This is a genomic window from Actinomadura spongiicola, from assembly GCF_003432485.1.
GTDB classification, from domain to species: domain Bacteria; phylum Actinomycetota; class Actinomycetes; order Streptosporangiales; family Streptosporangiaceae; genus Spirillospora; species Spirillospora spongiicola.
This window is the reverse complement of record NZ_QVNQ01000002.1, coordinates 271655-285375: the sequence shown is the minus strand read 5'-3', so window position 1 is coordinate 285375 and position 13721 is coordinate 271655. Positions and strand designations below refer to the sequence as shown.

General features: G+C 68.4%; 13 protein-coding genes. 4 read left to right on the top strand and 9 right to left on the bottom strand.

The genetic code is table 11. From position 1 onward, the window contains the following. Positions 1-22: 22 nt before the first annotated feature. The 8 genes from tuf to D0T12_RS05940 form a co-directional block, all read right to left on the bottom strand. Entirely contained in the window at positions 23-1216 is a 1194-nt protein-coding gene (gene tuf / locus D0T12_RS05975) for an elongation factor Tu (protein ID WP_117398364.1), read from the bottom strand. A 109-nt stretch (positions 1217-1325) separates the two neighbouring features. After that, positions 1326-3437, bottom strand: a complete 2112-nt coding sequence (fusA, locus tag D0T12_RS05970) for an elongation factor G (RefSeq protein ID WP_117398362.1) — start codon at positions 3435-3437, stop codon at positions 1326-1328. A gap of 39 nt (positions 3438-3476) precedes the next feature. Next, a complete protein-coding gene (gene rpsG, locus D0T12_RS05965; RefSeq protein ID WP_117398361.1) occupies positions 3477-3947 on the bottom strand; it encodes a 30S ribosomal protein S7 in 471 nt (156 codons plus the stop codon). Further along, positions 3947-4321, bottom strand: a complete 375-nt coding sequence (rpsL, locus tag D0T12_RS05960; RefSeq protein ID WP_117398359.1) for a 30S ribosomal protein S12 — start codon at positions 4319-4321, stop codon at positions 3947-3949. Before rpsL ends, rpsG begins: the two co-directional genes overlap by 1 nt. Positions 4322-4980: 659 nt before the next feature. After that, complete coding sequence (locus D0T12_RS05955; RefSeq protein ID WP_117398357.1) at positions 4981-6408, bottom strand: hypothetical protein; 1428 nt, start codon at positions 6406-6408, stop codon at positions 4981-4983. Between the two features lie 158 nt (positions 6409-6566). Then, on the bottom strand, positions 6567-7547 hold the full coding sequence (locus D0T12_RS05950) for an aldo/keto reductase (protein WP_117398355.1): 981 nt from the start codon (positions 7545-7547) through the stop codon (positions 6567-6569). 101 nt (positions 7548-7648) lie between these two features. Continuing rightward, on the bottom strand, positions 7649-7930 hold the full coding sequence (locus D0T12_RS05945; protein WP_117398354.1) for a helix-turn-helix domain-containing protein: 282 nt from the start codon (positions 7928-7930) through the stop codon (positions 7649-7651). Positions 7931-7946: 16 nt separating this feature from the next. Beyond that, positions 7947-8312 carry a type II toxin-antitoxin system RelE/ParE family toxin gene (locus D0T12_RS05940; protein ID WP_117398352.1) on the bottom strand — a complete coding sequence of 122 codons (366 nt, stop codon included), beginning with the start codon at positions 8310-8312 and terminating at the stop codon, positions 7947-7949. Here D0T12_RS05940 and D0T12_RS37345 point away from each other — a divergent pair. Continuing rightward, positions 8232-8543 (top strand): Lrp/AsnC family transcriptional regulator, encoded by a 312-nt coding sequence (locus D0T12_RS37345; protein ID WP_407642037.1) that lies wholly within the window; start codon positions 8232-8234, stop codon positions 8541-8543. The two genes, D0T12_RS05940 and D0T12_RS37345, sit on opposite strands and share 81 nt — an antisense overlap. Beyond that, on the top strand, positions 8540-8749 hold the full coding sequence (locus D0T12_RS37340; protein ID WP_407642053.1) for an Lrp/AsnC ligand binding domain-containing protein: 210 nt from the start codon (positions 8540-8542) through the stop codon (positions 8747-8749). The genes D0T12_RS37345 and D0T12_RS37340 overlap by 4 nt, the downstream gene beginning before the upstream one ends. 8 nt (positions 8750-8757) lie before the next feature. On the opposite strand, the gene D0T12_RS05930 is transcribed toward D0T12_RS37340, so the two are convergent. Continuing rightward, complete coding sequence (locus D0T12_RS05930) at positions 8758-11481, bottom strand: hypothetical protein (RefSeq protein ID WP_199487317.1); 2724 nt, start codon at positions 11479-11481, stop codon at positions 8758-8760. 131 nt (positions 11482-11612) lie between these two features. On the opposite strand from D0T12_RS05930, the gene D0T12_RS05925 reads away from it, so the two are divergent. Both D0T12_RS05925 and D0T12_RS05920 read left to right on the top strand, forming a co-directional pair. After that, on the top strand, positions 11613-13271 hold the full coding sequence (locus tag D0T12_RS05925; protein ID WP_117398351.1) for a hypothetical protein: 1659 nt from the start codon (positions 11613-11615) through the stop codon (positions 13269-13271). A gap of 54 nt (positions 13272-13325) precedes the next feature. Then, entirely contained in the window at positions 13326-13676 is a 351-nt protein-coding gene (locus D0T12_RS05920) for a winged helix-turn-helix transcriptional regulator (protein WP_117398350.1), read from the top strand. The last annotated feature ends 45 nt before the right edge of the window (positions 13677-13721 follow it).

The following is a 13721-nucleotide window of genomic DNA, read 5'->3' as shown; positions in this document are numbered from 1 at the left end:
GGCCGCCGCTTCGTCGTGGGTGTTACTTGATGACCTTGGTGACGCGGCCCGCGCCGACCGTCCGGCCACCCTCACGGATGGCGAACTTCAGGCCCTCCTCCATGGCGACGGGCTGGATCAGCTCGACGCGCATCTCGGTGTTGTCGCCCGGCATGACCATCTCGGTGCCCTCGGGGAGGTGCACCACGCCGGTGACGTCCGTGGTCCGGAAGTAGAACTGCGGACGGTAGTTGTTGAAGAACGGGGTGTGGCGGCCACCTTCGTCCTTGGACAGGATGTAGACCTGCGCCTCGAACTCGGTGTGCGGGGTGTTCGTGCCCGGCTTGATGACACACTGGCCGCGCTCGACCTCCTCGCGCTTGATACCGCGCAGGAGCAGGCCGACGTTGTCGCCCGCCTGGCCCTGGTCGAGGAGCTTGCGGAACATCTCGACACCGGTGACGGTGGTCGTCGTCGACTCCGACTTGATGCCGATGATGTCGACGGTCTCGTTGACGTTGATGACACCGCGCTCGATGCGGCCGGTGACGACGGTGCCGCGACCGGTGATCGTGAAGACGTCCTCGATCGGCATCAGGAACGGCTTCTCGGTGTCACGCACCGGCTCCGGCACGTTGTTGTCGACGGCGTCCATCAGCTCGGTGATCGACGCGGCCCACTTCTCGTCGCCCTGGAGCGCCTGGAACGCGGAGACGCGCACGACCGGCAGGTCGTCGCCCGGGAACTCGTACTCGGTGAGCAGCTCGCGGACCTCGAGCTCGACGAGCTCCAGGATCTCCTCGTCGTCCACCATGTCGCACTTGTTCAGCGCGACGACGATGTAGGGGACGCCGACCTGGCGGGCCAGGAGCACGTGCTCCTTGGTCTGCGGCATCGGGCCGTCGGTGGCCGCGACCACCAGGATGGCGCCGTCCATCTGCGCCGCACCGGTGATCATGTTCTTGATGTAGTCGGCGTGACCGGGGCAGTCCACGTGCGCGTAGTGCCGGGCCTCGGTCTGGTACTCGACGTGCGCGATCGAGATGGTGATGCCGCGCTCGCGCTCCTCCGGCGCCTTGTCGATGTCCTCGAACGGCGTGAAGGGGTTGAGGTCCGGGTACTTGTCGTGGAGCACCTTGGTGATCGCCGCGGTAAGCGTGGTCTTACCGTGGTCGATGTGTCCGATGGTGCCGATGTTCACGTGCGGCTTGGTCCGCTCGAACTTGGCCTTCGCCACTGGTTGCTCCTTGCTTGCGATCCTCGGCCGTCTCGACGACCGTTGCGATGTACGTCTGGTGATCCTTGACAGGCCGGCGCTTACGGCTGACGAAGAACCGGCTTCCTCATCATTCGCCCCGTGCCTTGGCGACGATCTCCTGCGCGACGTTCGTCGGAACCTCGGCGTAGGAGTCGAACTGCATGGTGAAGACGGCCCGGCCCTGGGTCTTGCTGCGCAGGTCACCCACGTAGCCGAACATCTCGGACAGTGGCACGAGCGCCTTGATGACGCGCATGCCATGCCGCTCGTCCATGGACTGGACCTGACCGCGGCGGCTGTTGAGGTCACCGATCACGTCGCCCATGTTGTCCTCGGGCGTGGTGACCTCGACCGCCATCATCGGCTCCAGCAGCGTCGGGGACGCCTTGCGGGCGGCCTCCTTGAACGCCATGGAACCGGCGACCTTGAACGCCATTTCCGACGAGTCGACCTCGTGGTAGGCGCCGTCCTGAAGGGTGACCTTGACGCCCACCATCGGGTAGCCGGCCAGGACACCGAACTCCGCGGCCTCCTGACAGCCCGCGTCGACCGACGGGATGTACTCCCGCGGGATGCGGCCACCGGTGACCTTGTTCTCGAACTCGTAGCCGTCGGACCCGCCGCCCAGCGGCTCCAGGTCGATGATCACGCGGCCGAACTGGCCGGAGCCACCCGTCTGCTTCTTGTGGGTGTACTCGACCTTCTCGACCTTGCGCTTGATCGTCTCGCGGTAGGCGACCTGCGGCTTGCCGACGTTGGCGTCGACCTTGAACTCGCGCTTCATCCGGTCGACGAGGATCTCCAGGTGGAGCTCGCCCATGCCGGAGATGACGGTCTGGCCGGTGTCCTCGTCCGTGCGGACCTGGAAGGACGGGTCCTCCTCGGCGAGCCGCTGGATCGCGGTGCCGAGCTTCTGCTGGTCGGCCTTGGTCTTCGGCTCGATCGCGACGTGGATGACCGGCGCCGGGAAGTTCATCGACTCCAGGACGATCGGGTCCTTGTCGTCGGCCAGCGTCTCACCGGTGGTGGTCTGCTTGAGGCCCATCACCGCGACGATGTCGCCGGCGCCCGCCCGCTCGATCTCGGTGCGCTTGTTGGCGTGCATCCGGTAGATCTTGCCGATGCGCTCCTTGCGCTCCTTGACGGAGTTCATCACGCTCGTGCCGGACTCCATGACCCCGGAGTAGACGCGCACGAAGGTGAGCTTGCCCAGGTGCGGGTCGCTCGCGATCTTGAACGCCAGGGCGGAGAACGGCTCGTCCTCGCTCGGGCGGCGCTTCAGCGTCTTCTCCTCGTCGCGGACGGCGTGGCCCTCGATGGCCTCGACGTCCAGCGGCGACGGCAGGTAGCGGACGATCGCGTCCAGCAGCGGCTGCACGCCCTTGTTCTTGAAGGCGGTGCCGCACAGGACCGGCGTCAGCTTGGCGGAGATCGTCGCCCGACGGATGCCCTCGTGCAGCTGCTCCACGGTGGGCTCGTCGCCCTCCAGGTACAGCTCCATGATCTCGTCGTCGTTCTCGGCGAGGGTCTCGACCAGCTTGTCGTGCCACTCCCGCGCCGTCTCGGCGTGCGTCTCGGGAATGTCGATGACGTCGTACATCTCGCCGAGCTTGGCCTCTTCGTTCCAGACCAGGGCCTTCATCGTCACCAGGTCGATGACGCCCTTGAAGTCGGCCTCGGCGCCGATCGGCAGCTGCAGCGGCAGCGGCGTCGCGTTGAGCCGGTTCTCGATCATGTCGACGCAGCGGTGGAACTCCGCGCCGACCCGGTCGAGCTTGTTGACGAAGCACATGCGCGGCACGCCGTACCGGTCGGCCTGGCGCCACACGGTCTCGGACTGCGGCTCCACGCCCGCGACGCCGTCGAACACCGCGACGGCACCGTCGAGCACCCGCAGGTTGCGCTCCACCTCGATGGTGAAGTCGACGTGGCCCGGGGTGTCGATGATGTTGATGGTGTGCTTGACGTCGTCGACCGGCCATTCGCAGGTGGTGGCGGCGGAGGTGATGGTGATCCCGCGCTCCTGCTCCTGCTCCATCCAGTCCATGGTCGCGGCGCCGTCATGGACCTCGCCGATCTTGTAGCTCATCCCCGTGTAGTACAGGATGCGCTCGGTCGTCGTGGTCTTGCCAGCGTCGATATGGGCCATGATCCCGATGTTGCGGACCTTGGCCAGGTCTACACCGGTTTTGGTAGCCACTTTCGTCCTCGCGTCGTCTCGTCGTTGCAGTTCGCCGGGTTACCAGCGGTAGTGGGCGAATGCCTTGTTCGACTCCGCCATCTTGTGGGTGTCCTCGCGCTTCTTCACCGAGGCGCCGAGGCCGTTGCTCGCGTCGAGCAGCTCGTTCATCAGCCGCTCGGTCATGGTCTTCTCACGGCGCTGCCGGGCGTACAGCACCAGCCAGCGCAGGGCCAGGGTGGTGCTGCGGGCGGGCCGCACCTCGACGGGCACCTGGTAGGTCGCGCCACCGACACGGCGGCTGCGGACCTCCAGGGTGGGCTTGACGTTGTCGAGCGCGCGCTTCAGCGTGACGACCGGGTCGTTGCCGGTCTTCTCGCGGGCGCCCTCCAGGGCGTCGTACACGATGTTCTGCGCGATGGAACGCTTGCCGTCCAGGAGAACCTTGTTGATGAGCGCGGTGACCAGCGGCGAGTTGTACACCGGGTCAGCGATGAGCTGGCGCTTGCCAGCGGGGCCCTTGCGCGGCATCAGCTCTTCTCCTTCTTCGCGCCGTAGTGGCTGCGGCCTTGCTTGCGGTTCCGGACGCCCTGGGTGTCCAGCGTGCCGCGAATGATCTTGTACCGAACCCCGGGGAGGTCCTTCACACGGCCGCCGCGCACGAGCACGATCGAGTGCTCCTGCAGGTTGTGACCGACGCCGGGGATGTAGGCCGTGACCTCGATCCCGCTCGACAGCCGGACACGGGCGACCTTCCGAAGCGCGGAGTTCGGCTTCTTGGGCGTCGTCGTGTAGACGCGCGTGCAGACACCCCGGCGCTGGGGGCTGCCCTTGAGCGCGGGCGTCTTGTTCTTGGTCACCTTGTCCTGGCGGCCCTTGCGGACCAGCTGCTGGATCGTGGGCACCGCGTCTCCGTCTTCCTCGTACCGAGCCGGTAAGTCTGAAATTGCTGCAATCACCACCTCACACGAGGCTGTGACCTGCCGGTTTCCCGACCTCTCCGACCCACGCGGTCGGGCGTGTCGCCGCCACACGGAGGAACAACCGCGTGAAACCGACACAGACCGCCCGGCCCGTAATGGGGCCGACTCAAGCCGGGGAGCGAGCCTCTTTCATCCGGCGCACCCGGACGGCACGGAGCCACCAAGCCCGCCGAGGATGAGAAAGTCTCATTGATGCGGCGCTGGGGCTGACCTGGCGGCCTCGCCGACGCACACGCACAGCGGCCCGCACGCCGCGGGCACAAGTGAAGAGGTTACCGACCCATAAGCGAAAGTGCAAAGCAGCGCTTCTGGCAGCCCACTCCTCCTTCGGGCCTGGCGGCCCTCCATCGTCGTGAACTGCGGTGCGATCGCTGGCATCGCTTCGACTCGCCTTGCGGCTCGCTGCACGATCAGGTTCTCGCTTCGCTTGAACCTGCCTTCGGACGCGATCGCGGTGGCCCAGGTTGTCGCGGGGTTGCGGTGCCGGTTGCGGTCGGCGCTTTATGGGGTGCTGGTTTACGCATTGTGTCCCACGTCCTCCCTGTTGGGAAGACGTGGGACAGGTTTTACGTGGTCTCCTACTAGCGGAGGAAGGCCAGGTAGGCGATGGCCAGGACCACCACGACGGCGACGATCGCTCCGACGATCAGTAGGAGTTTGCTCTTGCCGCCACCGGACTCGTCGGCGCCGCCGCCGTAGGCGGGTTGCTGGCCGTAGCCCTGTTGCTGGCCGTACTGGCCCTGCTGCGCCTGTTGGGCGGGCTGACCGTACTGGCCCTGCTGTCCTTGGCCGTAATCGCCCTGTTGGCCGTACTGGCCTTGTTGGCCATAGGGCTGCTGTCCCTGCTGGTCGGACGGCTGGGCGTACTGCTGTTGCTGGCCGTAGCCCTGCTGTTGGCCGTACTGCTGCTGTTGTTGGCCGTACTGCTGTTGGTCGCCGTAGCCCTGCTGCTGGGGCTGCTGTTGCTGTTGGCCCCACTGTTGCTGGCCGATGTCCAGTCGGGTGTGTTCCGGCATTTCCTGCTCGGCCGGACGGGCGCCCTGGGCGGCGGACTGGTGGAACACCTCGGTCGCGCGGGCGTCCTCACCGCCGGGGGCGCGGTAGGCGTCCTCGGTGGTCGCGCGGTAGGAGTCCTCCGTCGTGGCGGGTGGGGTGGCGGGCGGCTGGGAGGGTGCGCCGAAGCCGGAGTCCGGGGGCGGCACCATCAGCGTGCGGTCGTTGTCCAGGGGGCCCTGCTGGGACGACTCCGGCGTCCACGGTTCGGGTGTCGCCGGCGGTGTCGGCGCCTGCCACGGCTCGGCCGGCGGGTCCTGCCTGCGCTCGGGGCCGGTCGCGACCGGGATGTCGGTGCCCGGTGACCAGTGCAGTGTGGCCTGGTCGTCCACCACGGGACGCTGCTGCTCCGGCGCCGGGGTCTCGGCCGTGGGGCCGGGGACGATCAGCGTCCGGTCCGACAGGGCGTCCTGCGGCGGCTGCTGCTCGGCGGGCGGCTCCTGGCCGGCGAACGCGCCCTGCCCGTACTGCTGCTGTGGCTCCTGGGGCGCGCCGTGCATCGGCTGCTGCGGATAGGCGGGCGGCTGCTGGTTGTACGCGGGCGGCTCCGGCTGTTGCCCGTAGCCCGGCTGCGGCGGGGCGTACTGCTGCGGCTGCTCCTGCGGGGGCGGGAAGCCGCCGGGGCCGGGAGGGGCGCCGTACGGCATCTGCCCGGGGGGCGGGCCGTACTGCTGCTGCTCCTGCGGGGCGCCGTACTGCTGCTGGGGCGGCGCCGGAGGCTGCTCGCCGTACTGCTGCATCGGCTGCTCCACCATCGTGGGAGGCGGCGGAGGCGGCGCCTGCCGCTCCTCCTCACGCGGCTCCTGCGGCGCGCCGCCGAGCTGCGGCGCCCCGAACACCACGGTGCGGTCGCCCCTCGGCCGGGTGGGAGGCTCCTGCGGCTCGGGCGGCGTGGGCCGTCCCTCGTCCTCCGGCAACGGCCGCCGCGGTCCCTGCGTACCGTCGTTCTCGGTCATCGTCGGGCTCCTTCAGCGCCGTCGTCCCCTCGACCATGCGTGGGCGTACTCGTCCCCAGCCTGCCCCGATCGCCCGCGCAATCGCAAATCACCACCCTGTATAGACGCAGAACACCCCCGGCTCGTTCCGGCTTCGGGGGTGTTCCGCGACACCTTCGTCAGGAGTGTCCGCGAATCGGATGCGGCCTGTACGGCGCCTCCAGGCTCGCGACCTCCTTGTCGTCCAGTTCCAGGCGTTCGGCGGCGATCGCGTCCTCGATATGGGTGAGCTTCGTCGCTCCGATGATCGGCGCCGTCATGCCCGGCCTGCCGAGCAGCCACGCGAGCGCGACCTGCGCCGGGGTGACGCCCCGTTCGCCCGCGACCTCCTGGACGGCGTCGACGACGTCGAAGTCGTCGTCGGTGTAGAGGCTGTCGCCGTAGGCGTCGTTCTGGGACCGGACGGTCCTGCGCTCGCCGCCCCTTCCCCGGTTCCCGGCGAGCATCCCGCGGGCCAGCGGACTCCACGGGATGAGGCCGACGCCCTGGTCGAGACACAGCGGGATCATCTCCCGCTCCTCTTCGCGGTAGATGAGGTTGTAGTGGTTCTGCATGGAGACGAACTTCGTCCAGCCTCGGAGTTCCGCGACATGCTGCGCCTTGGCGAACTGCCACGCGAACATGCTGGACGCGCCGATGTATCGGACCTTGCCCGATTTCACGACGTCGTGCAGGGCTTCCAGGGTCTCCTCGATCGGCGTCTCGTTGTCCCAACGGTGGATCTGGTAGAGGTCGACGTAGTCGGTGCCGAGCCGCTTCAGCGAGGCGTCGATGCTCGCCATGATGTGTTTGCGCGACAGGCCCCGGTCGTTCGGCCCCGATCCCATGGGGAGGCAGACCTTGGTCGCGAGGACGTAGTCGTCCCGCCGGGCGAAGAGTTTGCGAAGCAGACTGCCGGTGACCTCTTCGCTCACGCCGTTCGAGTACACGTCGGCGGTGTCGAAGAAGGTCACGCCCGCTTCCGCGGCCCGCCGGACGATCGGTTCCGCGGCGTCCTCGTCGAGCGTCCACGCCCGGGAGGCCGGGTCGCCGTAGCTCATCATGCCAAGGCAGATGCGGGAGACCCTCATCCCCGTCGTGCCGAGACGTACCTGTTCCATGAAGCGGCTCCTTTCAACGTTCTCCACGGTGCACCGACACACCCACAATGACCAATCCGATTCCGGCGGGTACCGGTACCTGCCGCAGGAGCCGCCCGTGTTCAGGCCGCACGTGGCACGAAGCTCACCTCAAGCGTCGCATCCAACGCATGAGCCAACCGATCAAGAACCCGAATCGTCGGCTCCGCTCCACCCGCTTCCATCCGGGACAGCTGTGACTGTGTCATCCCGCTCCGGCGGGCCAGTTCGACCTGCGTCAGGCCGAGCTCCAGCCGCCGCTCCCGAACCGCCTTGCCCAACTCATAGGCATAGCGAGCCGCCTGGTACTCCTCACTGCCGCGATCCTCATCGGTGATCACCAATCTGGAGTGTTCGTCGCTCATACCAGCTCCCGACGTCCTACTGATCACTGCGATCGTAGATCTCGAGCGCAGGGCAGTGCTCCGCCTCGCACAGCTTCCTGGCCCGCTTCGCCCGGTCGACCTCCGCCGTCTCCACAGACCGCGTCTTGCGGAAGACCGTCAGCAACACCACACGCCGACCGGGCGCCAGCCAGTAGGTGATCCGCGTCGCCTGCCGCCCAAGATAGAAGCGCAGTTCCCGAACGCCTTCGCCAAGGTGCCGCGAGTACGGCTCGCCCAGCGTTTCCGCGTTGTCCGCCAGTAAGTCGGCATAGAACATCACGTGCCGGTACTCGCCCAGCGACAGCTCGCTCAACCAAGCCCGGACCTCGGGTTCCATCTCGAGCTCGAATCTGGATGCCATAGCGTCGACGCTATATTCATTAGATGCTATCAGGTCGCCGGTTCGGCGAAGCAGCGCTACGGGCGGGTGACGTTGGTGGACCTGGGGCGTCGGGTCGCGCTCTCCGCGCCGCCCGTCGCCGAGCGCGTCCAGCGCCTGGAGGAGACCGGGGTAATCACGGGTTACCACGCGACCCGTCGACCCGGTGGCGCTCGGTTACCCGATCAGCGTGCTCGTGCGCGCGGGAGCTGAGCCGCCTTCCCAAGATCGCCGATGAGATCCCGCAGATCGTCGAGTGCCACCGCATCACGGGCGACGACTGTTTCTTCTTCATCGCTCACCTGCGCGCGGTGGACGAACTCGAACCGATCCTTGACCGTTTCACCCCGTTTGCCCGGACGACGACGTCCGTGTTGCAGTCGGCTCCCGTTCCTCGCCGGGCGCTGCCCCTCGACTGAGCGGGACGTCAGAGTTGTTGGCCGGTCTTGGGGTCGTACTCGACCTCTACGGCGACCACCTGGTCGGTGGGCAGCACCTCCACCCACTGGTCGAAGATCTGGTAGGGCTCGGCGGGGCGGAAGCCGCCTGCGAGGGGGTCGAAGCCGGTTTCGAAGACCTCCTCGGTGGCCAGGGTGTTGGCCACCTCGGTGTTGGCGCGTTGGAGTTCGGCCGCGAGGAGGGACAGCACCTCCCCCACTTTCTTGCCCTCGTATTCGGGTGGGTCGCCGGGTTGGAACTTGTAGGGAAGTCCGAGGGCCGCCTGGCCTTCCACCTCGGCGAGCCACGCGACGGCGGCGACCTCGTGGCCGGGGCGGATCGGCAGGATGGCCTTGGCCCATGCGGCGTTCAGGAACTGGTTGCGGCGCTCGTCGCCGTCGATCTGGATGAGCCAGCCCAGGGAGCTGCCCAGCGGGGCGGGCTGGGTCTCCTCGGTGATGAGGTAGTCGAGGCGCCACTCGGGGGTGGGTCGTCCCTGCGGGTCGAGCGTGTTGGTCCGGTCGGTGTGGGTGTACCAGCTCGCCACCGTCTCACCGGCCAGCGGTGTCGTCTGGTCGGCGGACCAGGGCGCCGGGGGGACGGGGTAGCGGCCGACGCTGCCCGCGCCGGGTTCGGAGACGATGCCGCCCGGCCGCCAGAAGTCGGGGGCGACGAAGTACAGCATCTCGTCCACGTCGAAGAGCTGCCGGATGATCTCGGCGCCGAGATGCTCGTCGGTGCCGACGCCGAGCCGGCGGACCAGGCTGCCGAACACCGTCTGGCGTTCCTCGCTGCGCAGGTCACCGGCCGGACGCGGGCGCATCGAGCCGACCTTCCTCAGCCGGGTGCGGATCGCGTTGCCGTACGCCTCGACCTGGAGTTGCGCGACCTGCTTGGCGTAGGCGTCCGCGGCTTCCTTGTTGGCCTTCTCGACCGCCGCGACGGCCTCGGGTGTGGGGACGTAGATGATGGACGCGTCGAGCGGGAGGGATTTGCGTCCCTGGAAGTTGGCGTGGGTGAGGCGGAGCCCGAGGGTGTTCTTGGTCGGGTCCGGGTTCCGCTCCATCGACAGGTCGGCCGCCTTGTCGGTCCACTGCACCTGCGCGCCCTTGAAGTCGATCGAGGCGAGGCCGCCGACCTGGTAGCCGGGCGGTGGGGGCGGCAGTGGGAGGTCGAACCGGAACTGGATGATGTCGTCGTCGCCGAGGGTGCTCTTGTTGATCCCGTGGTCCCGGTTGTCCGGCGAGGTCTTGTACGTCAGCTCCGCCTCGTCGTCGCCGCCCTGGATCAGCACGAACGGGATCGACAGCGGGTAGGTGATCTTCTGTTCCTGCGGCACCGCCTTGGGTTCCGGTTTCGGAACGCCGGTCAGGTCGGGCGCGGCGACGACGTCCACCAGGTCACCGAGGCCGAGGATGCGGCCGGGGCGGTCGAGGTAGACCTGCCAGCACAGGCGGGCGCCGATGTGCTGTAGCTGCACGCCGACCTTGCGCATCTTGCGGCGCAGCTCGTAGTTGACGAGTTCGTCGGTGGTGTTCTGCACGACGTAGCGGCGGCTGGTGGTGTCGGTCGTCTCGGTCACCGTGCGGAAGGTGGTCTTGAAGTTCCGTTTGATCTCGCTGGTGGCCTTGGAGCTCTGCGTGCGGGTCTGTTTGTGCGTCTCCTCCGACGACCTCTTGGCCGAGCTGCCCACGCTGAAGCTCGCGGTGACCTCACCGTGGTAGATCGGCGCGTTCACGCCGCCGGTGGCGCTGAGCCCGAGTTTGGTGTCGTTGGCGTTCTCCTCCTTGACGGCGTCGGCGATGTCGTCCTGCTCGGTGAGGCTCTCCTCGACCTTGCGCGAGGTCTCCTCCGTCTGTTCGAAGGCCTTCTCCACCAGCGTGCGCCGGGTGCTGGTCTCCACCACCTCGACCGTGCCGCCCGGGCTGATCCACAGGTGACCGGCGGGCGCGCCGAGGAAGGTGTCGAACTCGAAGAAGTACTGGCGGAAAAGGTTCACCAGACCCACGGGAGACAGGACGCCCTGCGCGACGGCGGCGTCGACGCGTCCGGCCAGGGCCGCCAGTTCGGCGAGGGTGTCGTCGGTCAGCTCGCGGGCGGCGTCTCCGGCGAACAGGTCGCGGCGCAGCCCCGGAATGCCGTGGGCGGCGCCGCTCCGGAAGGCGCGCAGCGAGTTCTCCACGCCGAACCAGCCGGCCAGCGGTTGGTAGACGCCGAACATTTCGCTGGCGTACGGGAGCGTTCCGGCGAACTCGGCCACCGGACGGCCGTTGAACGATCCCGGGACGCGCGCCGCCGGGGCGGGCAGCACCTGGACGGGCAGTTCCGGCCCGCCCGGGTTCACGGCGAAGGGCAGCGATACCGGCGGTTGCCCCTCCGGCAGCCTCACCAGCAGCATCTCGCTGGTGGACTCCCCTGCCGGGGCGACGAACGAGATCGTCGCGCCGCCGGCGCTGCCGGTGACCCGGCCGACGTACTGGCGGCTGGCGTCCGGGTCGCGTCGGAGGAAGGTCCCGGCGAGCTGCGGCACGCCCGGGTACCGGTCCGGGTTCTGGACGTCCATGTCGTGGGGCAGGCCGAGCGCGATGCGCTGGTTCGCGGGCAGGCCGCCGGGTGGCGCGGCCTCGACCCGGTACGACCAGATTCGGTATCCGGATCCGGTGTGCGGTGCGGGTAATGCGGTCTTGCCCGTGAACGAGACGACCAGTGCCATGAGATCCCCCTCGTCGGTGCGAACTCGCCGAGCTGGGCCAAATGTCGCACGCCGCCGCCATGATCACAATAAGTGACCATTTGTGGCCGCAAAGTAGCGGAAAGAACTCCCGAAATGCCTAGGCTCGGGGAATGGCGGTCAACTACATCGTCTCGGTCGGCGACGTCAACGGACGGCCGCTCCCAGCGGCGCGGGTGCGGCTCGGGCCCGCGACCGGCCTCACCGACCCGGCGGGCCGGTTCACCGCGAGCCTCGACCTCGATCCCGCCCAGCAGGTGAGCTTGGAGGTGGACGACGCGCACCACGTGCCGGAACGCTGCGTCTTCCTGGGCCTGCCCGGGTCGTCCGACTGGGACAACTCGCTGGTCACCCCGGCGCGCAGCGGCTCCGACGTGCTGCTGGCGGTGACGCTGGGCCGGATGGACACCAGCCCCACCCGGAACCTGTCCGCCGAGGAGCGCGCCGCGCTCATGAAGACCCGGGGCCGTGATCCGGGCGGCGCGCTGCTGTTCGACGTCCCCCGATTCTCCGGAATACGCGGATATGACGGGCACTGGAACGACAAACACGCCATGCACGTGCCGCGCAGGCAATTACTGCCGTCCACGCCCGTGGCACCGGGCACACCCGGGTGGGGACGTTTCCAGAGCGACATGGCCGACGCGGACCCGGCGGCCTTCGGCCGGTTCTACTGGCTGGAGTACCCGGCGCGGCCGAGCCGTCCGCGCTGGGTCGTGGCGGTGTGGTCGCCGAACCTCCCGGACGAGAAACCGCCCGAATCGCTCGACTACGTCGTCTTCTACAGCCCGCACACCCAGAAATCGAACTTCGCAGAGGTGACGTACCCGTACGGGCTGGCCAAGGACGGGCCGTCGCAGACCTACCTGGACCTGGCCAAGCGCTACATGCTCGACACCTACTACTTCGTCTACTCGATGATCGCGCAGCGCAGCCGCGCCGTGCTGGTCATGCCGATCTCCAACTTCGGCGACCTGGGCCCGTTCACCCGCGGTGAGGGGCTCTACCGCGCTCTTCGCGAGGTCGGCTTGTTCCTGCACCGGCAGTGCCGGACGAGTCGGCTCGGGTTGCGTCCGCCGCGTCCACCCAACGTGCTGGAGCTGGCCGGGCCGAATCTGCGCGTGAACACGCCGTCCATCGCGGCGGGCTCCTTCGGCCCGGTGCCCACGGTCGGCAAGGTGGCCATCGGCGGGTTCAGCACCGGCATCTCGCCGGTCAAAGGGCTCATGCCCGAATCGGGCTTCACGGTGTCGACCAGGAACTCGCCGTTCGACTCCAGCCTGTGGGGCGTCCCACCGGGCGGCGGCACGATCCCCCTGTCGAGCTGGCGGAATTCCTGGCACGAGCTGTGGGACCTGGACGGCTTCCACCCCGACACCGGCGGCTGGCCCGCCTATCTCGACCTGCTGCTGCGGTGGGCGCGCGAGAACGAGGCCCGCGCCGTCCGGACGTACCACTCCTCCGACCGGGTGCCACCGGACCCGCTGACCCACCCGCACAAGCTGTGGAGATACCTGACGGGCGGCGGCCTGGACGTCAAGGTCACCCTCCCCGCGGTCCCGGGGATCGGACGCGCCCAACAACTCCAGAACGCCCGGTGGACCAGCGTCACCATGGACGAGACCTACCAGCGCGACGGCGCCAACGAGCGCCCGCCGCTGATCGACGCCGCCACCGACCCCCGGCATCCCGACACCCACCACACCAGCCCCCGGGTCGCGTTCCCGCTGTTCCTCCAGATGACGGCTCTGGGACGGCCACCGCGCCCCTGAAGTCGCGACGCACACGGTCAGGACGAGGGCGCGGACGCGACGTATCCTGCGGGTGTGGTCGCCCACGACGTGTTCCTCGCCGACTGCCCCGCCCGCACCACGCTCGACCTGATCTCCGACACCTGGTCGGTGGTCGTCATCGTGGCGCTCGGCCGCGGCCCGGCCCGGTACACCGAACTACGCGACACGATCGGCGGCATCAGCAAGAAGATGCTGACGCAGACGTTGCGCCGCCTGACCGACAACGGTCTCGTCGAACGGCGTGTCCTGCGGACGGCCCCGCCCGGCGCCGAATACCGGCTCACCGAGTTGGGTGTCAGCCTCCTCGAACCGGTGTCGGCGCTGACCCGCTGGGCCGAGGACAACACCGCCGCGCTCCTGGACGCCCGCACCGCCGCCCCGTAGGGCACCGCCGGGTTCCCCACGTCCTCCTAGCGTCCTGCCGAAAGG

Bases quoted from the DNA above. Each gene is read 5' to 3' on its own strand.
- rpsG (WP_117398361.1), bottom strand. From the start codon at position 3,947: ATGCCGCGCAAGGGCCCCGCTGGCAAGCGCCAGCTCATCGCTGACCCG.
- D0T12_RS05955 (WP_117398357.1), bottom strand. From the start codon at position 6,408: ATGACCGAGAACGACGGTACGCAGGGACCGCGGCGGCCGTTGCCGGAG.
- D0T12_RS05950 (WP_117398355.1), bottom strand. From the start codon at position 7,547: ATGGAACAGGTACGTCTCGGCACGACGGGGATGAGGGTCTCCCGCATC.
- D0T12_RS05945 (WP_117398354.1), bottom strand. From the start codon at position 7,930: ATGAGCGACGAACACTCCAGATTGGTGATCACCGATGAGGATCGCGGC.
- D0T12_RS05940 (WP_117398352.1), bottom strand. From the start codon at position 8,312: ATGGCATCCAGATTCGAGCTCGAGATGGAACCCGAGGTCCGGGCTTGG.
- D0T12_RS05930 (WP_199487317.1), bottom strand. From the start codon at position 11,481: ATGGCACTGGTCGTCTCGTTCACGGGCAAGACCGCATTACCCGCACCG.
- D0T12_RS05925 (WP_117398351.1), top strand. From the start codon at position 11,613: ATGGCGGTCAACTACATCGTCTCGGTCGGCGACGTCAACGGACGGCCG.